The sequence below is a fragment of the Raineya orbicola genome, assembly GCF_002843425.1.
Lineage (GTDB): Bacteria > Bacteroidota > Bacteroidia > Cytophagales > Thermonemataceae > Raineya > Raineya orbicola.
In genome coordinates, this window is record NZ_NKXO01000020.1 from 19,782 (window position 1) to 41,098 (window position 21,317).

Sequence of the window (21,317 nt, forward strand, 5' to 3'; positions counted from 1 at the left end):
AATAAAAAAGCCTCATAAGAAATTTTATGAGGCTTTTTTATTATTCTAACTCATTACTTATCTGACGGACATATTTTTCGTACAAATTCTTACATTTTACGGCTTCATCAGGCTTTATTTTTTGTAAATCTTTGGCATACTGATAGAAAATGAATATTTGCTGTCTCATCTTGAAATCGTTGCGAAGGCTATAATGCTCGTTAGAATACTCAATAATACTTTTGGCTTCCTCCATAATTTGTTTGTAGAGCTTATCAGCGGTGTTAGTTTCGCCTACTTCGTACAATAAAGGTACTAACTGGGCAACATACACATCATAAGGAATGCTTTCTATGGGAATCTGTTTAAGAGAAAAAAGCATCAATTCTTTGGCTTTTTCTTTCTTTCCTTCCTCTATGAGCGTTTTAGCTACTTCATAAATATGCTCGCGTGCTTGCGAAATAAAGCCAAAATAATCTTCGTTATGATACACTCGGGGATTATCCAAACCTCTCCAATACATTTTTCTTACAATTTCTTTACCCTTGAAACTGTGTTTTTTCTCTTTCATTATTAGCTCGTAGCTCAAATCGGCATTCACAAAAATTTCCTTTTTAGGGGCAAGCAAACCCACAGGCACGGGGAGCAAACGATATGCCAAACCTTCGATTTGCATATAATCCTTCAAGCCAACGTAATCTTCATCGCTCAATTTAGGGGCAAAATAAATAGGTCTTCGCCAATGGTTGTTGGCAATAATGTTAAGAATCACAAATTCATCTTTATCTACACGATTTTTAGGCAACTGCCAATACATACCATATTTGAGCAATGTATCTGCCCCCTTGGGCAGGAATCCTGCACTTTTAATGTAATCAATATCATTAGAAATATCTAAAATAAGTTTTTGGGAAGGTAAGAAATTTTCAACATCTTCTTCGGAAGTAGGAATTTGTGTATATTTATTGTTTTGCACCACCAAATTCATATATTGTTGAAGTTCTACCCCCTGCTCAAAGAGCTGTTTGGCTTCTTTTTCAGGCATAAAAGGGTGTTTGGTAATAAAGACTACGTCATTTATACCCATTCGGTAATGTTCTTCTTTCAATGAAATGGGGAGGGGGTCAGAATCATAAGCGGCTTGTTTCATCTGACTGATGTACCAATCTGTTCCTAAAAGGCTTGTGTTGCAAACTCTTACATCTGTTCGGAAACCTTCTACTTCTTGTACATACCAAAGCGGAAAGGTATCGTTATCGCCACCCGTAAAAAGAATAGCATTAGGTTCGCAAGAGCTTAATAAATTTCGTGCCGAATCTACCGAATAATAACGATTAGAGCGATTGTGGTCGTCCCAACCTTGCCAAGCCATAAGTGCTACGCACAAAAGCCCCGCAAAAGTTGCTACTCCCCAAGAAAGAGAATTACGATAAGTTATTTGAGTACCTTTTGAAAGTCGGGTTTCCAAAAGCTCTATAATTGCCAAAACGCCAAAAGCAATCCAAATAGCAAAAACATAAAAAGAACCTACATAGATATAATCCCTTTCACGAGGCTCAACAGGTGGAGAGTTGAGATAAATAATCAGAGCTATACCCGTCAAGAAAAAAAGCAATCCAAGCATTCCTGCGGTCTGCTTATTACGTATGATGTTAAAAGCTAATCCCAACATTCCCAAAATAAAAGGAATGGCAAAAAAACGATTGCGGGCTTTATTGTTCTTAATGTAATTGGGGGCATCTTTATCATTGGATAAAAATAAAACTCCTGCATCTTTAATATCACTTTCCCTGCCAATAAAATTCCACCCAAAATAACGCCAATACATATGCCCGAGCTGATATGTAAAAAAGAAGCGGAAATTATCAAAAAAACTGGGCTGTTCACCTTTTTCCAAACCCAAATACCGCTCATAGAGCGAAACGTGATAAGGGTCTGAGCTATACAAACGTGGGAAGAACATCATTCGGGCATCATCTCCGTATTTTGGCTCACGATTGTAGCGATAAATCACATATTTCCCTTTTTCCTTATCTTTTGTATAAATAGGTGTAGTGTTGATGTAATCCTCTGGTTTTTCAGTGTAAATGGGTCCGAATAGCAAAGGACGACTGCCGTATTGCTCACGATTCAAATACGAAATCAGTGAAACCAAATCTTCGGGATTATTTTCATCAATGGGAGGATTGTATGCAGAACGTATCAAAATTATTCCATAAGAAGCATACCCTACAAGCACCAAAGAAACCCCCAGCAAAATAGTATTGAGCAATGGTTTTTGCTTTCGGATTGAATAGAATATCCCCCAAGTAAGCCCCGCTACAATTGCTATAATCAAGAAAATTATCCCTGAATTGAATGGTAGGTTCAAAACATTCACAAATGTAACTTCTATGTTTTTAGCAAATGTAGGTAGCCCTGGTATGAGCCAAATCAAGAATAACAAAATACCTGAACCTATTAAAATGGCATAAACAGAGCCTTTTAAGCTTATTTTCTGCCATTTCTTGAAGTAATAAATCATTGCAAGGGCAGGAATGGTGAGTAAATTGAGCGGGTGAACTCCGATAGAAAGCCCTATAAGATACGCAATCAGTAAAAGCCAACGATATTCGCTTTGCGTATCTTGCAGTGTATCCCATTTGAGCATTGCCCAAAAAATAAAGCCAGTCAGAAACGAAGACATTGCATATACTTCTGCTTCTACGGCTGAAAACCAAAACGAATCTGAAAAAGTATAAGCCAAAGCCCCAACACTGCTGGCGAGCATTATGCTATGTGTTTGAGGCTTGGTGGGCTCAAAGTCTGCTTTTCCCTGATTAAAAAACTTAATAGCCAGCAAGCTAATTGACCAAAACAAAAAAAGTATTGTAAAGCCGCTACACAAAGCCGAAGAAACATTAACCATAAAGGCAATTTGAGTAGGCTCTAAGGCGAGCATTGCAAACATTCTATTCACAAGTAGAAAGAAAGGCGTACCCGGTGGGTGAGGCACCTGCAATTTTGCAGAACAAGCAATAAATTCTCCACAATCCCAAAAACTTGCCGTAGGCTCAAGCGTAAGCAAATACACAGAAGTAGCAATCAAAAAGATAATCCAGCCGAGTAGGTTATTAAGTTTCTTGAAATACTGCATTTTATATGAGTTTTGGTTTAGAAAAGTATCAGAAAACAGCAAAAATTAACATCAAACACTATTGGCAATAGCATCTAAAATAGTTTGATAATCAATTTCGCTTAAACCTTCACCTGCCTTGGAAGGGTACTGAATGGTATTTTCCCAATGATTTGCAATATCCGTCCAAGCGTAGGCATCAGGAGAATATAAAATCAAGCGTTTGGAGGCACGATTCATTGTTTGTCCGTCCCAAAGGTCAGTAAGGTCATCAAAATTTTTGGGAATTTGAGCAGTAGGATAATTTTGAGGCTTACTTTCTGCCTTAAACTCCAAAGGGTGCGTACTGGCATCTGTCCAAAGGACAATAATTTGCCTACGTTTATCGCCTTCCTTACTCCACTCCGACTGAATAGCAAGAGCTAAAGCCTCCAAGCCATTCTCAGGTTCATCGCCTCCGCCATCAGCCTGTATGCGATTAACAAAGTTTTGGAAATCAGACTTTTCATCAGGCAAAACAAAGAATGGCGAAATCTGCATAGCCATATCGCCATCAACATAATAATCACGAAAAGCAATGACTTTTACGCGGAGTTTATCAATATGTTTAGACTTTTGCCTCATCTGTACCGAGAGGTCGTCATAAAATTTGAGAGCATTTTCTTTTACTTTATCAATAATTGGCGACATTGAACCCGTAGCATCAATACAGAGTACAATATCTACGTGGTAGCTTAATCCTTGCATAAAAAGCCTTTTTGTAAATTTTTGCGTAAAAATAGAAAAAAAATAATTGAAAAGCCGAACTTATGAAAGGTTTTACAAAAGTTTGTAAAATTTGTTGGTTAAAGCTAATCTTGCTTTATTCTACCATTTTCGTCATATTCACGAATCTGAACTTCGGTGTCTTCATCATACCAAACGCGTGGATAAATGGTTTCTTTTTTGCGTTTGCCGTTGGGGTAATATTCTACCCACAAACCAATTTTTACATCATTCTGAAATACACCTTTTTCGGCAAGATTGCCATTAGGGTGAAAGCGAAGATAAGTGCCTTCTTTTTTACCATTTTTGATAGGAACAACTTCTTTGAGTTTTTTTTGCATTTCGTCGTAATACGAAATTTTAGATTCTTTCAGAAATCCCCGATAATATTTTGTTTTTTCAAGCAGTACAAAATCTCTATCAAGGGCATCTTTTCCGTATTTCTCCCATCTACCGTGCTTTACCCCGAAGTAAAAAAATCCTTCTTCTATTACTCGGTTATTTTCTGTTTTTTTGTAAGGTCCGTGTAGGATTTTCACTTCGTCCCAAGGCATTTTGTCGTAGGTACTTACTATAATTCTTTTTTTCTGCGGGTGAAAAGCATAAATTTCTTCAATGTATTTATTCACCAGCCCACGGTCTTGTATTTTAAGGTAATGGAAAACTTCAATCGTTACGTTTGAACTTGTTTTTTTAATAAAACTTTTGCGAACTTTTTTGCCGTAATAGACATTTTTAGGTTCTTTTTTCTCCTTTTGTTCTTTTTTTTCTTTGGGCAGTTTGATTCGTAAATCTGGAATGGTATCAGTTTCTAAAATATTTTCCTCTTTCTCTTGGGCAAAAGCTGTAAGGGAAAAACTCCAATACAATAATATTAGAAATAAAATTCTCATTTTTTCTGTTTATGATTAGCCTTACAAAAATTGTGCTATGCTTGTTTGCCTTTCATTCTAAGTTTTATATCAATGTATTCGTAAACGTAAGCTACAATAGAAAAGAGCAAGAAAATAAACGCAAGCGTTTCGGAGAAAAATATGCAACTTGTAATGAGAATAAAAATAAAAGTGATTACCCCCAAATTTCTGAACAAACTCATATACACCAATATAGGACGAGCTTTTTCCATAAGTTCATTGGCTCTCTCCACATATTGATTGATTTTGAAGCTCAAACTTTGCAAACGACGACGTAAGTTCATTTGGATATCTTCGTCTCCCAAACCCTGCAAAATAAGATTATGTACTTCTTCTTCTTTTTCGTTGAAGTTCCGAGCCAGACGTACCAAGTTATCAATTTCCTCAGTCATTTTAGTATAACGCAAGCGTGAGGCAATTACTGAAAGGAAAAATAAGGCACAGAACAGCGTTTCAATGGAAATCAGCATAATTAGGTTAGAAGGTTGGAGCAGTCTGTTCCAACTTCGCCGAGTTTGGTCATTAAACTTGAATAGAAGTACATTTTTGAGCAAGCCCATCGCTTCTGACCAAAACACTCGCATTTCAGTATTTTTCACAATGGGAACTACTTTTTTCGGATTTTTAATATCTAAAAGAGGCTCTACCTGTTTGTAGCGATAATCTGGTTCTTCAGCGATTGGTATAGTTTCATCATAGCTTTTTATGACTTCTCTTCCATCGGATTTTTTTTCGGCTACTTTTACATTCTGAATGATATGAGCATTTGTATCTGCAAGGAAAATCCTTTCTTGTAAAGTAAAATTAAATCTTTCGGAAGCGATAATGGAAAGAAATCCTGAAAAAGCCAATGCCCCAAACATTACACTTTCCAAAATATAGGCTTCTACGCGTGAATGTTCATTGCGTAATCTACCTTCCACTTTGATAATCTCTAAATCATTGTGGTCTATTTGGTAGTCAAAATTATCAATAAAAAGGCTTTTGTCTTCCAAATTTGGGGGCGTTAGAGGGGCAGAGGAAGTATCTTTTTTAGCAAGTTTTTTGACCCATTTAGCAATAGGAAAAGGCTCAAAAAGAGGTGTTGTAGCTATAAACTCGCTTTCGTGCTCTTTGGGGATACTAATACTGCTGAACGAAAGATATACCATAATCCCCGCATACACCAAAAAAACAATAATATACACAGCTACTTCCGACTCAGGACGCACCCCTACAAAAGAACGATAAAAACTTTGCTCTTGAATGGCTCCTGATAAAATATAGGTTACTGAAAGTACATTAAATATTCGGAAAGCAATGGAAAGCAAAGAAATTTTTTCTTCATAATAACCTTCTCGCAAAAACTCATAATTTCTTTTTAGGCTATTAAATCTAACAAACACCCAAATAGTAGTAACCGCTGTAATAACAAGTTGTATAATGGCAAAAACAACAAACTCAGATGTATTGTGCTGGTCGCTATCTTCCATACCGCGGTACACACCCATAGAAAGCCAACGCAAAAACATATCCACCAAAAAAGGTAGATAATAAAAATTTACGGTACGAATTTGCTGTTGAGTAGCATTACTCATAGCTATTTTTGTTTAAGTGTTTCTATGCAAAAATAAGTGAAAATTTGGAATATGAAAAAGTCTTTGAAAAGTTTTTGTAATTTTGCTCGCTAATGCTTAATCGGTTATGAAACAAAAGCCTAGCCTACCACGCGGAACACGCGACTATACGCCTGCAATGATGTTACGTAGAAATTACATTATTGCACATATCAAAGAAGTTTTTGAAAAATTCGGTTTTTTGCCTCTCGAAACGCCTGCTATGGAAAACCTTTCTGTGCTTATGGGTAAGTATGGCGAGGAAGGCGACCAACTCCTCTACAAAATTCTTAATCAAGGCGATTTTCTCAAAGATATTCAGCCCGAACATTTGCAGAAAGGCTCTAAACTTTTTGCTTTGCAAATTGCCGAAAAAGGTTTGCGTTACGATTTGACCGTGCCTTTTGCCCGTTTTGTGGTAATGAACCAAAACGACCTTGCGTTCCCTTTCAAACGCTACCAAATTCAGCCTGTATGGCGAGGTGATGCCCCTCAAAAAGGACGTTACCGCGAGTTTTATCAATGCGATGCCGATGTAGTAGGAACAAATTCTCTCATCTGCGAAGCGGAAATTATTTTGATGATGCACGAAGTTCTGGGCAAGCGTTTGGGCATACAAGGTTTTGAAATTAAAATCAACCATAGAAAAATACTTGCAGGCATTGCTGAAAGTATCGGAGCGGAAGGCAAAGAATCAGATTTGTGTGTAGCTATTGATAAATTAGATAAAATTGGCAAGACAAAAGTGGAACAAGAACTTTTGCAAAGAGGATTTTCAGAGCAAAATATTCAAGATTTGCAACCTATTTTCAGCGTACCTGAAAAAAATGAAGAGAAAATCGCATTTTTAGAAAAATTTTTACAAAAATCCTCTGTGGGTTTAGAAGGTGTCGCCGATTTGAAACAGATTTTTGAGTATGTAAGGCATTTTGATAACCAAACTGATTTCCCTGTTTCTGTGGATATTACGCTTGCAAGAGGTCTTTCTTATTACACAGGTGCAATTTTTGAAGTAAAGGTCAAAAATTCGGCAGTAGGAAGTATTAGCGGCGGAGGTCGTTATGATAACCTTACGGGAACTTTCGGTTTGCAAGGAATGGCAGGAGTTGGTTTTTCTTTTGGTTTGGATAGAATTTATGATGTTTTAGAAGAACAAAACCTTTTTCCTGCTCAAACCCAAAGCACTACTCAAATACTTTTTACAAACTTTGATAAAGAAAGTGAAAAGTTTGTGTTTCCTTTGCTCAAAAAATTGCGTGATGAAGGCTATAAGGCTGAAATTTATCCACAAAGCACCAAATTGGATAAGCAGTTCAAGTATGCTGATAAAAAACAAATCCCTTTTGTGATTGCTATTGGCTCGGAGGAGATAAAAAATAGCGAAGTAGCTATCAAAGATATGCGTACAGGAGAGCAGAAACGTATAAGTCTTGCAAATTTGCTAAATTTCCTGAAAGAAACACTTCAATAAATTATGTTAGCCCTCAATAAGTACATAGAACATACTTGCCTCAAACCGCTTACAACTTATGCGGATATTGATAAACTCATCACAGAGGCAAAGGAATACAATTTTTTAGGGGTTTGCGTACCGCCTTACTGGGTAGAAAAAGCTCATAGAGATTTACGAGGCACTGATATAAAGGTAGTTACGGTAATAGGCTTCCCCTTGGGCTATGAAAGAACTGCCACCAAACGCCGAGAAATGGAAGTGGCTATTCAAGATGGAGCTGATGAACTGGATATGGTAATGACGCTTTCTGCTTTTGCCACAGGTGCTTACGATTGGGTAAAGATTGAAATTGCTCAACTTGCCAAACTCGCACACGAAAAGGAAAAAATCTTGAAAGTGATTTTAGAAACTGCTTACTGGACAGATGAGCAAATCGCTTTGGCTTGCAAAATTGCCACCGAAGCAGGTGCCGATTTTGTAAAGACTTCCACAGGGTTTGCTTCGGCAGGGGCAAAGGTTGAGCATATACGGCTTATGAGAAAAAATTGCCCTGATACCATTGGCATCAAGGCTTCTGGAGGTATAAAAGATTTACAAACAGCCTTAACGATGATTGAAGCAGGTGCCGAGCGTATTGGTACTTCATCAGGCGTAAATATTATGCAAGAATGGCTTGCTCAAAAAAGCTAAATCTTAAAAACAGCGTATTTTTGAGCATCTTGTAGAGTAATTTTATCACTGCTCATAATCACCAAACGTTCAACTACATTTCGCAATTCGCGTACATTGCCCGACCACGAAAGTTGCATCAGAAACTCTATGGCTTGTGGCTCTATGTGTTTGGGTTTAGTTTTATGCTCTTCGGCAATGTCGTTCAAAAATTTATTCACAAGCAGAGGAATATCCTCCTTGCGTTCATCAAGCGAAGGGACTTTGATAATTAATACGCCCAAACGATGAAACAAATCTTCTCGGAAATTACCTTTATGAATTTCTTCGCGTAAATCTTTGTTGGTTGCGGCAATTACCCGCACATCTACTTCAATATCTTTATCACCGCCTACTTTGGTAATTTTTCTTTCTTGCAAAGCCCGAAGCACTTTGGCTTGTGCCGAAAGGCTCATATCGCCAATTTCATCAAGAAAAAGCGTTCCTTTGTCAGCAAGTTCAAATTTGCCCTTTTTATCTTTGATAGCTCCCGTGAAAGAGCCTTTTTCGTGCCCGAAAAGTTCGCTTTCTATAAGTTCGCTTGGGATAGCGGCACAATTCACTTCTACGAAAGGTTTTTCTTTGCGAGGGCTTTGTTCGTGCAATTGACGAGCTACCAACTCTTTCCCTGCTCCGTTCGGACCCAAAATCAGTACACGGGCATCGGCGTGTGCTATGCGGGTAATTTCAACTTTTAGTTGTTTCATTACCTCCGACTCGCCAACAATTTCATATTTCTGACTTACTACCTTGCTAATGGTTTTTTTCAGATTTTTATTTTCTTGCACCAAATCCTTTTTGTCCAAAGCGTTACGTAAAGTAACGAGCAATTGTTGCAAATTAGGCGGTTTTTCAAGAAAATGATATGCTCCGTATTTAGTAGCTTCCACAGCAATTTCTATGTTGCCGTGAGCTGAAAGCATAATAATTTGCGTGTTTTTGCCATTTTCACGGAACTTTCGGAGCAATTCCATTCCGTCCATTTTAGGCATTTTTATATCGCAAAAAGCGGCGTCAAAGTCTTCCTCTATAAGCATAGCAAGCCCCTCTTCACCATTTTTAGCTTCTTTTACTTCGTGTTTTTCGTCTTCTAAAATTTCTCGCAAAGCGTTTCGGATAGAGGCTTCATCATCAATTATCAGAATTTTTGCCATAAATTTTGTATTTGGCACGAAAATTAAAAACTTTACACAAAATCGCCAAACAATTTTTTTGCAAAGAAAGTTTGTAGTTTTGAAAAGCAAATACTACTTTTGCATAAGCAAAAAAGAAGCAAGGAAAGTCCTATTGGCAGATAGGCATTTGGTTTTACCTTCAAATTCTTTTTTGCTATGACCCCTAAAAAACTAAAAATCGGTCTGTTTGGCTTTGGCTGTGTAGGTCAGGGCTTGTATGACATTTTGAACAAAAACGAAAATTTCCCCGCCGAAGTAATTCGGATTTGCATTAAACACCCCGAAAAACCTCGTCCTATTGATTTAAGCTATTTTACCACCCAAGCCCAAGAAATTTTAGAAAATCCTGAAATCAACTTGGTAGTGGAACTTATTGATAACGCTGATGAGGCTTTCCTGATAGTTTCCGAAGCCTTGAAGCGTCAAAAGCCCGTAGTTACCGCCAATAAAAAAATGCTTGCCGAGCATCTGCCCGAGCTTTTAGAGCTACAAAAAAAGCATCAAACGCCTTTGCTCTACGAAGCCTCTGCTTGTGGCAGTATTCCTATTATTCGTACTTTGGAGGAGTACTACGATAATGAGCATTTGTACGCTATTCGTGGCATTTTCAATGGTTCTACGAATTACATACTCACAAAAATTGCCCAAGAAAATGTAAGCTATGAAGTGGCTTTACGCAAAGCCCAAGAATTAGGTTTCGCAGAATCTAATCCTGTTTTAGATGTAGGCGGCTTTGACCCCAAATATAAACTTTGCATCTTGGTTTTACACGCTTTCGGCTTGGTAGTTAGTCCTGATAAAATTTTCAATTATGGTATAGAGCAATTTTCTTTGCAAGATTTACAATATGCCAAGGAAAAAGGCTTAAAAATCAAGCTCATCAATCACGCCGAAAGGATAAGCAAAAACGAAGTAGCGGTTTTCCTTATGCCTCAACTGATTGATAGCAATCACCCTCTATTTCACGTTGAAAATGAAACCAATGGAGTAATTGTAGAAGCGGCTTTTTCCCAAAAACAAATATTCATAGGCAAAGGAGCAGGCGGACACCCTACGGGTTCGGCGGTACTTTCAGATATTTCAGCTTCGCTCTACAATTACCGCTATGAGTATAAGAAAAGCCATTGGAACAAACACTTGCAATTTACCGAAAAAGTGCTTCTAGAAATTTATTTACGTTACAACGAAGAAAACGAACTAACACACATTCCTTTTGAACATATTTCGGAACTCTATCATTCTGAAAATTACAAATATGCTATTGGGATAATTTCTTTGGAAAAACTTCATCAGGTAAAGTCTTATTTGCAAGAAAAAGGCATATTTATCGCTTACACGGGCAAAAAAATTCAATCTACCGAAGAGAAAACACAAAAAAGTACAGAAAAGCAAAAGCAATTAGAAATGGTTTGATTATTTTTTGGGGGGGCTTCGCCTTCGGCGAAGCCCCCGAAAAATAAAATTCACTATTCACGCAATTTCCGAATTTGTAAGCTACTATTGGGTTTTACAAAAAGCAGACCTGTAATAGCAATTGTATCACCTGCTTGCAAGCCGCTTAAAACTTGTACTTCGTTTTCTTTGCGTAAGCCTGTTTCAATATTCACAAACTCTGCTTTCCCTCTACGAATAACTACTACTTTTTTTCCTCTCGTTTCAGGAATAACCGCCGCCGTAGGGATAAGAATGGCATTTTGTTTCTCATTGCCTCCGAGCAATACACGTGCAAACATTCCCGACATTAAGTTTTTATCCGCATTTTCAATTCTTGCTCTTACTTTCAAATTACGAGTGCTGATATTTACTTGCTGTTCAGTAGCGATAATACGTGCCTGATATTTTACACTACTGCCTTCTACGAGCATCTCTACCATATTTCCAACTTGAATTTTAGCAAGATATTGCTCAGGAACATTGAAATCTACAAGCAATTGAGGACTTTGTAAAGTAGTAATCACCTGATTAGGACTTACATAACTGCCTACACTCACTTGCTTCAAACCCAGTTTTCCCGCAAAGGGAGTTGTAATAAGCGTTTTACGAATTTGAGCTTGTATGAATTCAGCTTCCGCTTCCAAAGTTTTTATTTGTGTTTGGGCTTGGTCATAATCTTGCTGATTTACGCCTCCTACTTCTAAAAGTTTTTTAAGACGTTCTTCATTTTTTCGTGCTAATTCTAACTGAACCTGTGCTTTTTTCAGTTGTGCTTGCAAATCATCATTATACAACTTTCCTATTACAGCCCCCTGTGCCACAAAGCCCCCTTCGGGTAAGTACAAATAAGCTAACTTACCTGCTACTTCCGAACGAATTTCAACTATGTCTTGGGCTTGAAGCGTACCACTAAGCTCCAAAGGACTGACCAACTCTCTATTTTTGACAATTATTGCTTCCACCGAAACAGGGGGGTCAGTTTTGGGTTTATTGGTAGCTTCTGTACCTTTGCTGTTGCTACAAGCCTGCAATAAAATAAAACTTATGAAGCAAATAAAACTAAACAGACGCATCGTTTTGTGGTTTTAAGTAAAACGTAAAATTTGTGGGTTTTGGTGCAAAAAAAATCGCTTTTTTCTTGCCTTTCTACTGAAATGTGTAAATTTGTAAGAGTAAGTTTCTCGGCAAAACTATTTTTAGCTTATGGATTTAATCAATCTGCTGACACTGCTAACAGTACTAATGGCTTCTTTTGCTTTTGTCAATATTCGCTACCTGAAACTGCCCGAAACTATTGGCTTGATGATAGTCTCTATTTTTGTTTCTTTTGTGGTGATTGTAATAGGACATTTTGAACAAGGAGTTTATGACTATGTCAAAAATATCGTAGATGATATTGATTTTAGCAAGGTGCTGTTTGATTTTATGTTGAGTTTCTTGCTGTTTGCAGGCTCTTCACACACCGATTTTTCTACGCTCAAAGAAAATCGCTTTCAGATACTAATGCTTGCAACCGTAGGGGTGGTTATTTCTACAATATTCATTGGTTCGCTGGCATATCTTGTTTTTTCGCAAATGATGGGATTGGGCATAGATTATATGTACTGCCTTATTTTTGGAGCTTTAATTTCTCCAACCGACCCGATTGCAGTGCTTGGCATTTTGGCAAGGGCTAATGTTCCTAAAAAAATTGAAATTACCATTGTAGGCGAATCTCTTTTCAATGATGGCGTGGGCGTAGTCATTTTTGTACTTTTACTCAATATCATTCACGTAGGAATAGAAAAAATTGAAGCCTCTGATGTAGCTTGGCTTGTGATTAGAGAAGTAATAGGGGGCTTGGCTTTGGGTTTTCTTTTGGGTTGGATTACTTACGAACTACTTCGCCGCATAGACCACTACCAAACCGAAGTAATGATAACACTTGCCGTAGTAATGGGCGGTTATCTACTCGCTCGTAAGTTGCACGTTTCGGGTCCTTTGGCTATGGTAGTGGCAGGACTTTTTACGGGAAGTATTGTCAAGAAAGAGGCAATGTCGCAAACTACACGCGACTATGTGCATAAATTTTGGGAAATGATAGATGTACTCCTCAATGCTGTGCTTTTCCTAATTATGGGCTTTGAAATCATCATCATTCAATTTGATTGGCACTATTTATACGCCAGTGTAATGGTGATACCTATAATGCTCTTGGGACGCTATCTTGCTATTACCCTCCCCAAACCCTTTTTCCGCCGTAGGCTCAATACCGATATTAGAACTGATTTCGTACTTACCTGGGGCGGTTTGCGAGGCGGTATTTCTATTGCAATGGCTCTTTCTTTGGCGGGTATTCCCAATTATCAGTTCATTGTTTTTGTAACCTATGCTCTAGTAATGTTTTCTATCATTGGGCAAGGACTTACCATTGAGCGTTTTGTAAGAAAGTATTTTGCTGAAAAAAAACAAATTAGCATAGAGCAACAAGAGCTTTGAATTTTAACAAAAAATGAGAGAGCAAATCAGGGTTTTTTGGGTAGCTTTGATGTTTTACACGCGTATTCCTTGCCCAAAAAACACTCCTCACAACCCCGAATTTCTTAATAAAGCTACTCGTTTTTTTCCTCTGATAGGCTGGATAGTTGGGGGGATTTCTTTTTTGGCTTTTTGGGGAAGCAGTCAGATATGGAATTTTTCGTTTGCTGTTCTTATCTCGTTAGCCGTAGGCATATTGGTTACGGGGGCGTTTCACGAAGATGGTTTGGCGGATACCTTTGACGGGTTTGGTGGTGGTTGGAACAAGGAAAAAATTTTAGAAATTATGAAAGATAGCCGTATCGGCACTTTTGGTGTAATAGCCTTGCTTGTGTTTTTATCAGCAAAATTTCTTACTCTCAAAGCTGTTCTTGAAAAAGAAAGCCACATTGCTTACCAACTTTTTATTTTTTTTACCTATCATTCACTGGCTCGCCTGAATGCGGCTAATATTATTTTCACTTCTCAATATGCCCGCGAAGATGAAAAAAGCAAAGCCAAACCTATTGCCAAAAATCACGGAAAAACAGAAATACTTTGCGTTTATCTTTTTGGCTTAGTGCCTCTTATTTTTTTAAGTTATTGGAAGGTGTTTTGTTTATTGGTTCTTGTTCCCTTGTTGTTACTTTTTTTCTTTGCCAAAAGATATTTTGAAAAATGGATAGGTGGCTACACAGGTGATTGTTTGGGAGCAGTGGAGCAACTTTCAGAATGTTGTGTTTTGCTAACTTTTGAAGCAGTATGGAAGTTTTCGTAGTGCGTCATACCTCAGTGAATATAGAAAAAGACATTTGCTATGGGCAAAAGGAAGTACTTTTGAATAATGACACTTTCCAGCAAGAAGTACAAGAACTGAAAAATAAATTGCCCAATGTTTTTGATGCAGTGTATTGCAGTCCCTTGCAAAGGTGCAAAGCATTAGCAGAAACCTTGCCATACCCAAATGTTTTTTACGAAAATGCCCTTATGGAAATGGATTTTGGCGAGTGGGAGGGTAAAAAATGGAACGATATCAACCAAGCAGAACTGGAAACGTGGATGGCAGATTTTGTAAATGTAAAACCACCACAAGGCGAGAATTTAGCAGAATTGTACGACAGGGTAAGCTATTTTATGAATAACCTGCGAAAAAAGCAATATCAAAAAGTTTTACTTATCACACACGCAGGGGTAATTCGCTGTTTGTGGGCTTATGTTTTAGAAATTCCATTGCCCAATATTTTCAAAATCCCCGTAGCTTATGGCGAAATATTTGCATTTTCACTAAATAAAGTTTCTAAAAATGATTGGATTTTTATGAAAAGCTAATTTTTTTTCTTAGCTTTGCAACTCATTTGGTAGCCAAATTGCATTCGCAAAGAGGCTTTAATAGGGAATACGGTGCAAATCCGTAGCTGTCCCCGCAACTGTAAGCCGAACCAATGTTTTGTCAAATCCCCTGCCACTGCCCTTCGGGGTGGGAAGGCTGACAAAACTCGGTAAGTCAGGAGACCTGCCAAATGAGCCGTCTTTTTCAGAGCCTTCGGGTGAAAGGTGCTGAAATGCGAAATTTTTAGCAAGTAATTTCTTGCTCATTTTTTCATTTCAACAACTTTTACAAGAGGCTTTTTTGCAAAAAAGTCTTGTAGATGCGTTTTGTATTTTGCTCGTTGAGTTTGTTTTTTTGGCAAGTTATTTTTGCCCAAGATACTATTGCCCCTATTGAAGTAAAAGGCTATCCATACAAACGTTATGCAGTGGGGGCAAAATCTTGGCAAGCCGATAGCTTGCTTTTAGCCCAAAATGCAAGTAGTTTGGCTTCGGAGTGGCTTCTGCGATATAGTGGCGTGTATTTGAAAGAATATGGCAATGCAATGCTCGGTACAACCGCTTTCAGAGGTACTTCCGCAGGACACACCGCCGTACTTTGGAATGGCATCAATATCAACTCGGCAACACTTGGCGAAAGTGATTTAGCTACTTTGCCTGTTTTTGCTAACTCTAATATGGCTCTGCAAATGGGTTCGGCATCCTCTCTCTTTGGGTCAGAAGCTATTGGAGGAACAATTTTGCTTTCTAATTTATCTAAAAACACTGAAAACCAACTACTTATTCGACAAGAAATAGGTAGTTTTGGACGAAATTTCTCAGGAATAAACCTCACTCAAACAGGCTCTCATTGGCAAATGCAAAGTAATTTTTATCGCTTTTCATTGCAAAACAACTACAAAATACCCTCCTTACTCGGTGAAGTTGAAAATAACACACCTGTAAATTGTTTTGGCACAAATCAAGATTTTTATTTGCAAGCTACTAACAATCAAAAACTTACTTTTCACAATTGGCTACATTCTAATTTCAGGCGTTTGAGTAATGGTGCAGTTCTTTTAGAAAAAAATTGGCGTTTGGCTGGAACTTGGCAAAAAAACCTTTCAAAAAATTGGTTGATGGAAAACAAAATCGCTTACATCAACGACTTTATGCTATACAACCGACAAGATACCACCCAAACCAAACGTTGGGTAGGTATTACGCAAGTTCAGAAAGAATTTGAAAAATTTAGCGTGCAAGCGGGTTGGCAAATTCAGTACTTTTTGATGAACGTTGATGCCTATGGCGAAACTAAAACCGAATGGCGAAATGATGCATTTTTGCTCACTCGTTTGCAAATTTTACCTGCTTGGGTAGTAGCTCTCAATGCCCGACAAGTGTGGGTAAGTGGCTACAACACACCTTTTACCCCTGCTTTGGGTTCGGAATGGTATTTTTTGCGGAAAAATAGCTATACGCTTCTTTGGAAAATTCAAGTAAGTAGGGGGTATCGTTTGCCCACGTTGAATAGTCGTTATTGGCAACCCGGTGGCAACCCAAATATTGCACCCGAACATAGCTGGAATTACGAAACTGGTTTGGTTTTTGAGCGAAAAACTATCAAAAGTCGTTTCTATACTGAAATTACTACTTACCAAATGCGTGTAAAAGATTGGATACTTTGGCAACCTACTGACCAAGGTTTTTGGTCGCCTCAAAACTTGCAAAATGTGCGTTCCCAAGGAGTAGAACTTTCTACCTCTTTGGCTCACAATATCAATGCTTCTTGGAAAGTCCAAATTTGGTTCAATTACACTTACAATTCGGCTCAAATTGAGCAAATTCGTAACGACTTGAGCAATCGTTTCAAAGGAAAAATTTTGCCCTATGCTCCGCAAAATCGTTGGAGTGCTACTTTTCATTTGAATTACAAAAGCCAAAATTTACTTTTTAGCACACATCTTACCGATAAACGTTTTACAGATTTGGAGAACGTGCAATTTGTAAAACCCTTTTGGGTGAGTGATTTACAATGGAGTAAAAACTGGCAACAAGGGAAAAATCAGTGGCACATTGCCTTGCAGATAAATAATCTATTGAACCGAAGCTATGAAAATATTTTGAACCAGTTTATGCCCAAACGAAACTATCAAGTTAGTATGAATTTGATTTTGAAGTAAATATCAACATTTTGCCTAATGCCAAATCACGAAGATAAAATTTGCCCTGCCTGTGGCAAAATGTTTGAATGTAAATTGGGTAGCATTACGATTTGTCATTGTTTTTCGGTGCAATTGAGTAAGGCAGAAAATCAGTATTTACAAGAAAGGTATAAAGATTGCTTGTGTAATGAATGTTTGCAGAAAATTCCTAAACTATACCAAAAAATGCAAGAATACGCCCCACAAATTCAAGCCGCAGAAACACGCTTATTCAAGGTAGTGTTTCCGAATACCACCAATCACTATGATACCCTTTTCGGTGGAACAGCTCTGCAAATAATGGACGAAGTAGCATTCATCACGGCTACCCGTTTTTGCAGAAAACGAGTAGTTACGGTTTCTTCCAGCAAAATTGACTTCAAAAAGTCCATTCCTGCCGATACTATTATTGAAGTAGTGGGCAGAATTGTACGCGTAGGCAGAACAAGCCTTGATGTAGAAGTAGAAATTTTCAAGGAAGAAATGTACGAAAACAAACGCGAACAAGCTATCAAAGGAACTTTCACCTTTGTTGCCATAGATGAAAATAAAAAACCAATTTCCGTTGTTTAACCTAAAAATCCGATTGTTATGAAAAAAGTTTTTCGCTCTTTACTTTTCGCATTAGTAGCAAGTGGGCTACTGACTGCCTGTACCTCGTCAGACCCTCAACCTTCATCAGGTAAATATGGAAGGGGTACGCTTATCATTAACGAAGGTAACTTTTCGCAAGGTAATGGCTCTCTGAGCTTTATGAAAGAAGATGGCACCGTACAAAATGGTATTTTTGAAGCCGAAAATGGCGGAAATAGCATTGGCGGTATTATTCAATCTGTAAAGGGGTATTCTTTGGGTTTCTTTGCTAATAGTGCCGATAAGCTCGCTATTATTACCAACGCCCAAGATAAAGTTATCATTTGTGATGCAGATACGCTCAAAGCAGTGGCTGTCATTCAAGGCGCAAATTCCGTAGAAAATCCACAGGCTTTTGCTTCGGTAGGTGAAAGAGGATTAGTTACCAATTGGGGACCTATTGCCGATGCCTTCGGACCCAACCCCAAAGGATTTTTGACAGAAATCAATCTTCGCACACGTACTTTTGTGAGAAAAATTCAGCTCAATGGGGTTCGCCCACAGGGAATTGTTTCAGCCAACAATAAATTCTACGTTGCCGATAACAATTCTAACAAAGTTCTCATTTTTGATTCGCAAGGCACTCAAATAGGAAGCATCACGGTAGCTAATCAACCTGATAAATTAGTTACAGATTTACTCGGTAAAATTTGGGTAATTTGTAATAGCAACCCTGATTTTGTGAATTTCACCGATAACAAAGGAACTTTGATAAAAATCAACCCTGCTACCGACCAAATAGAAGCCACCATCAATAATGTGCCTTGCGATGCTTTCAACTCTAAAATTGCTGTTTCTGCTGATAGGCTCTTTGTGCTTTCAGGCAAAAAAGTATTTGCCGTAAATACAGATACCAATGGTGTTTTTGAGTTTGTTAATAACGATTTCAACTTGTATGGTTTAGGGGTAAATTCTATTACGCAAGAAGTGTTTATCGGGGAAGCCACTTTCACCCAAGCCAGCCGAGTACGTCAGCTTTCACCCACAGGGAACTTGGTGCGTGAAGTAACCGCAGGGGTTGGTACGAATGGATTTTTGTTTTACAGATAAAAAAGAAAGGCAGGTTTTTACCTGCCTTTTATGATTTTTATGCACTACAAGATTCGCAGGCATCGGGGTTATCCAAAGAACAAGCCATATCTTTGACCTTCTGTTCGTAGCTCATTTCTTTGCCCTGTTGAACTTCTTGCAACACGTTGGTATCCGTAGTAAATTTAATGGCACTTGTAGCGGCTTGCGTACGCATATAATACATTCCTGTTTTCAAGCCTAATTTCCAAGCGTAGAAGTGCATAGAAGTCAATTTACCAAAATTAGGTTCTTTGATAAATACGTTCAAACTCTGGCTTTGGCAGATAAATGCACCTCTATCGGCAGCCATTTCTAAAATGGATTTTTGTTTGATTTCCCAAGCAGTTTTGTAGATTTCACGGATATTTTCAGGGATTTCCTTGATTTCCTGAATAGAGCCGTCGTAGGCTTTGATTTTCTCACGCATTTTTTCATTCCAAAGCCCAAGGTCTATCAGGTCTTTGAGCAGATGCTTATTTACCACAATAAACTCGCCTGAAAGCACTCTACGATTGTACATATTGCTGGTGTAAGGCTCAAAGCATTCGTTATTACCCAAAATTTGTGAGGTAGAAGCCGTAGGCATAGGAGCAAGCAATAATGAATTTCTTACGCCATAATTTAAGATTTTTTGTCTTAAACCTTCCCAATCCCAACGCCCCGAAGTAGGTTTTACCCCCCACATATCAAATTGGAATATCCCTTTTGAAATAGGCGAACCCTCGTAAGTTTCATAAGGTCCATATTTTTGAGCAAGTTCCATAGAGGCTTCCAAAGAGGCATAGTAAATAGTTTCAAAAATATCTTTATTCAATCCGCGAGCCTCTTCACTTTCAAAAGGCATACGAAGCATAATAAAGACATCTGCCAACCCCTGCACGCCTATACCAATAGGGCGATGGCGTCTGTTGCTACGCTCTGCTTCGGGTACGGGATAGTAGTTGATATCAATGATTTTATTCAGGTTGCGGGTAACTACTTTGGTAACTTCATAGAGCTTTTGGTGGTCAAATTTGCCATTGATAACATATTTGGGCAGAGCCAATGAAGCCAAATTACATACGGCTACTTCATCAGGGGAAGTATATTCAATGATTTCAGTACAAAGGTTAGAGCTTTTGATAGTTCCTAAGTTTTTCTGATTAGATTTCTGGTTGGCGGCATCTTTGAAAAGCATATAAGGCGTACCTGTTTCAATCTGAGATCCTAAGATGTGAAACCACAAATCCTGAGCCTTCACCACTTTTCTTGCTCTTCCCTCCAACTCGTACTTCTCATACAAACGCTCAAACTCTTCGCCATAACATTCGTGCAAACCGGGGGCTTCGTTGGGGCAGAAAAGCGACCAAGTTTCATTAGCTTCTACCCTTTTCATAAACAAATCGGGTATCCAGAGGGCATAGAACAAATCTCTTGCACGCAATTCTTCTGCACCTTGGTTGCGTCTCAGCTCTAAAAACTCAAAAATATCAGCGTGCCAAGGTTCCAGATAAATCGCAAAAGCCCCTTTACGCTTACCACCGCCTTGGTCTATGTAGCGGGCAGTATCGTTAAAGACTTTTAGCATTGGGATAATACCATTAGAATAGCCGTTCGTTCCTTTGATATAAGAACCTGTGGCTCTGATATTATGTATAGAAAGCCCTATCCCGCCTGCGGATTGAGAGATTTTTGCACATTGTTTGAGCGTATCATAAATGCCGTCTATAGAGTCTTCTTTCATTGTAAGCAGGAAGCAACTAGATAATTGTGGCTTGGGAGTACCTGCGTTGAAAAGGGTAGGTGTTGCGTGGATAAACCACTTTTCAGACATTAAATTATAGGTTTCAATAGCGGCTTCAATGTCGTCTTTGTGTATGCCCACGGCTACACGCATAAACATATGTTGTGGGCGTTCTACGACTTTACCATTCATTCGCAACAGATAGGATTTTTCAAGCGTTTTGAAGCCGAAATAATCAAAATGATAATCTCTATCGTAAATAATCGTAGAATCTAGCAAAGCGGCATTTTTGCGAATTACCTCATAGACATCTTTGGCGATAAGTCCTGCATTTTCGCCTGTTTTGGGGTCTATGTACTCGTAAAGTCTTTTCATTGTGTTGGAAAAAGACTTACTAGTTTCTTTGTGCAAGTTAGAAATAGCAACCCGAGCCGCTAAAATGGCATAATCGGGGTGTGTAGTAGCCATAGCGGCGGCGGTTTGTGCCGCAAGTTCATCAAGCTCTGTGGTAGGGATTTTATCGTAAATGCCCGCAATTACTCTTTTAGCAATTTCCACAGGCTCTACAAAACGCATATCCAAGCCATAACATAACTTTTCAATGCGTGCCGTGATTTTATCAAATTTCACGGACTCTAAACGACCATCTCTTTTTTGTACTAACACGAGTATTTAAGTTTTTTATGTTTATTGATGAAATGAGATTTTTTCAAAAAATAAGCACTACTAAGTGTTACAATGAAC

Annotated in this window: 16 protein-coding genes, 1 pseudogene and 1 riboswitch; of the genes and pseudogenes, 10 read left to right on the forward strand and 7 right to left on the reverse strand. The window is 38.3% G+C overall.

Annotation, left to right across the window (positions count from 1 at the left end):
• Nucleotides 1-40: 40 nt before the first annotated feature.
• The 4 genes from Rain11_RS07275 to Rain11_RS07290 all read right to left on the reverse strand — a co-directional run bounded on the left by Rain11_RS07275 (nucleotide 41) and on the right by Rain11_RS07290 (nucleotide 6,350).
• Nucleotides 41-3,115, reverse strand: coding sequence for a glycosyltransferase family 117 protein (locus Rain11_RS07275; protein WP_101358694.1), 3,075 nt, complete (start codon nucleotides 3,113-3,115; stop codon nucleotides 41-43).
• Between the two features lie 51 nt (nucleotides 3,116-3,166).
• Nucleotides 3,167-3,841 carry a vWA domain-containing protein gene (locus Rain11_RS07280; protein ID WP_101358695.1) on the reverse strand — a complete coding sequence of 225 codons (675 nt, stop codon included), beginning with the start codon at nucleotides 3,839-3,841 and terminating at the stop codon, nucleotides 3,167-3,169.
• A 104-nt stretch (nucleotides 3,842-3,945) separates the two neighbouring features.
• Complete coding sequence (locus Rain11_RS07285) at nucleotides 3,946-4,752, reverse strand: toxin-antitoxin system YwqK family antitoxin (RefSeq protein ID WP_106426935.1); 807 nt, start codon at nucleotides 4,750-4,752, stop codon at nucleotides 3,946-3,948.
• Nucleotides 4,753-4,787: 35 nt separating this feature from the next.
• Nucleotides 4,788-6,350, reverse strand: a complete 1,563-nt coding sequence (locus Rain11_RS07290) for a hypothetical protein (protein WP_101358697.1) — start codon at nucleotides 6,348-6,350, stop codon at nucleotides 4,788-4,790.
• A gap of 106 nt (nucleotides 6,351-6,456) precedes the next feature.
• Here Rain11_RS07290 and hisS point away from each other — a divergent pair, with 106 nt between their 5' ends.
• Nucleotides 6,457-7,839: a histidine--tRNA ligase gene (gene hisS, locus Rain11_RS07295; RefSeq protein WP_101358698.1), complete on the forward strand. Its 1,383-nt coding sequence runs from the start codon at nucleotides 6,457-6,459 to the stop codon at nucleotides 7,837-7,839.
• Nucleotides 7,840-7,842: 3 nt separating this feature from the next.
• The gene (gene deoC / locus Rain11_RS07300; RefSeq protein ID WP_101358699.1) at nucleotides 7,843-8,511 is read left to right on the forward strand and encodes a deoxyribose-phosphate aldolase; all 669 of its coding nucleotides are present in this window, start codon (nucleotides 7,843-7,845) and stop codon (nucleotides 8,509-8,511) included.
• Here the strand turns inward: deoC and Rain11_RS07305 are convergent.
• A complete protein-coding gene (locus Rain11_RS07305) occupies nucleotides 8,508-9,683 on the reverse strand; it encodes a sigma-54-dependent transcriptional regulator (protein ID WP_101358700.1) in 1,176 nt (391 codons plus the stop codon). The two genes, deoC and Rain11_RS07305, sit on opposite strands and share 4 nt — an antisense overlap.
• A gap of 177 nt (nucleotides 9,684-9,860) precedes the next feature.
• Between Rain11_RS07305 and Rain11_RS07310 the strand changes: the two genes are divergently transcribed.
• Complete coding sequence (locus tag Rain11_RS07310) at nucleotides 9,861-11,117, forward strand: homoserine dehydrogenase (protein ID WP_101358701.1); 1,257 nt, start codon at nucleotides 9,861-9,863, stop codon at nucleotides 11,115-11,117.
• 53 nt (nucleotides 11,118-11,170) lie between these two features.
• On the opposite strand, the gene Rain11_RS07315 is transcribed toward Rain11_RS07310, so the two are convergent.
• Complete coding sequence (locus tag Rain11_RS07315) at nucleotides 11,171-12,211, reverse strand: efflux RND transporter periplasmic adaptor subunit (RefSeq protein ID WP_101358702.1); 1,041 nt, start codon at nucleotides 12,209-12,211, stop codon at nucleotides 11,171-11,173.
• A gap of 130 nt (nucleotides 12,212-12,341) precedes the next feature.
• On the opposite strand from Rain11_RS07315, the gene Rain11_RS07320 reads away from it, so the two are divergent.
• From Rain11_RS07320 to Rain11_RS07345, 7 genes and pseudogenes are all read left to right on the forward strand, one after another.
• Nucleotides 12,342-13,616, forward strand: coding sequence for a cation:proton antiporter (locus tag Rain11_RS07320; RefSeq protein ID WP_101358703.1), 1,275 nt, complete (start codon nucleotides 12,342-12,344; stop codon nucleotides 13,614-13,616).
• A gap of 13 nt (nucleotides 13,617-13,629) precedes the next feature.
• The gene (locus tag Rain11_RS07325; RefSeq protein WP_101358704.1) at nucleotides 13,630-14,412 is read left to right on the forward strand and encodes an adenosylcobinamide-GDP ribazoletransferase; all 783 of its coding nucleotides are present in this window, start codon (nucleotides 13,630-13,632) and stop codon (nucleotides 14,410-14,412) included.
• On the forward strand, nucleotides 14,397-14,963 hold the full coding sequence (cobC, locus tag Rain11_RS07330) for an alpha-ribazole phosphatase (protein ID WP_101358705.1): 567 nt from the start codon (nucleotides 14,397-14,399) through the stop codon (nucleotides 14,961-14,963). Before Rain11_RS07325 ends, cobC begins: the two co-directional genes overlap by 16 nt.
• Before the next feature lie 10 nt (nucleotides 14,964-14,973).
• Nucleotides 14,974-15,169: riboswitch (cobalamin riboswitch) on the forward strand.
• Between the two features lie 114 nt (nucleotides 15,170-15,283).
• Nucleotides 15,284-17,125: a TonB-dependent receptor gene (locus Rain11_RS07335; RefSeq protein WP_101358706.1), complete on the forward strand. Its 1,842-nt coding sequence runs from the start codon at nucleotides 15,284-15,286 to the stop codon at nucleotides 17,123-17,125.
• A gap of 18 nt (nucleotides 17,126-17,143) precedes the next feature.
• Nucleotides 17,144-17,296 (forward strand): annotated as a pseudogene (locus tag Rain11_RS14150) (cysteine-rich CWC family protein); the annotation flags it as partial.
• A 36-nt stretch (nucleotides 17,297-17,332) separates the two neighbouring features.
• Nucleotides 17,333-17,719, forward strand: coding sequence for an acyl-CoA thioesterase (locus tag Rain11_RS07340; RefSeq protein ID WP_165778096.1), 387 nt, complete (start codon nucleotides 17,333-17,335; stop codon nucleotides 17,717-17,719).
• An 18-nt stretch (nucleotides 17,720-17,737) separates the two neighbouring features.
• The gene (locus tag Rain11_RS07345; RefSeq protein ID WP_101358708.1) at nucleotides 17,738-18,829 is read left to right on the forward strand and encodes a YncE family protein; all 1,092 of its coding nucleotides are present in this window, start codon (nucleotides 17,738-17,740) and stop codon (nucleotides 18,827-18,829) included.
• Between the two features lie 37 nt (nucleotides 18,830-18,866).
• On the opposite strand, the gene Rain11_RS07350 is transcribed toward Rain11_RS07345, so the two are convergent.
• Nucleotides 18,867-21,239 carry a ribonucleoside-diphosphate reductase subunit alpha gene (locus Rain11_RS07350; protein ID WP_101358709.1) on the reverse strand — a complete coding sequence of 791 codons (2,373 nt, stop codon included), beginning with the start codon at nucleotides 21,237-21,239 and terminating at the stop codon, nucleotides 18,867-18,869.
• Nucleotides 21,240-21,317: the final 78 nt, after the last annotated feature.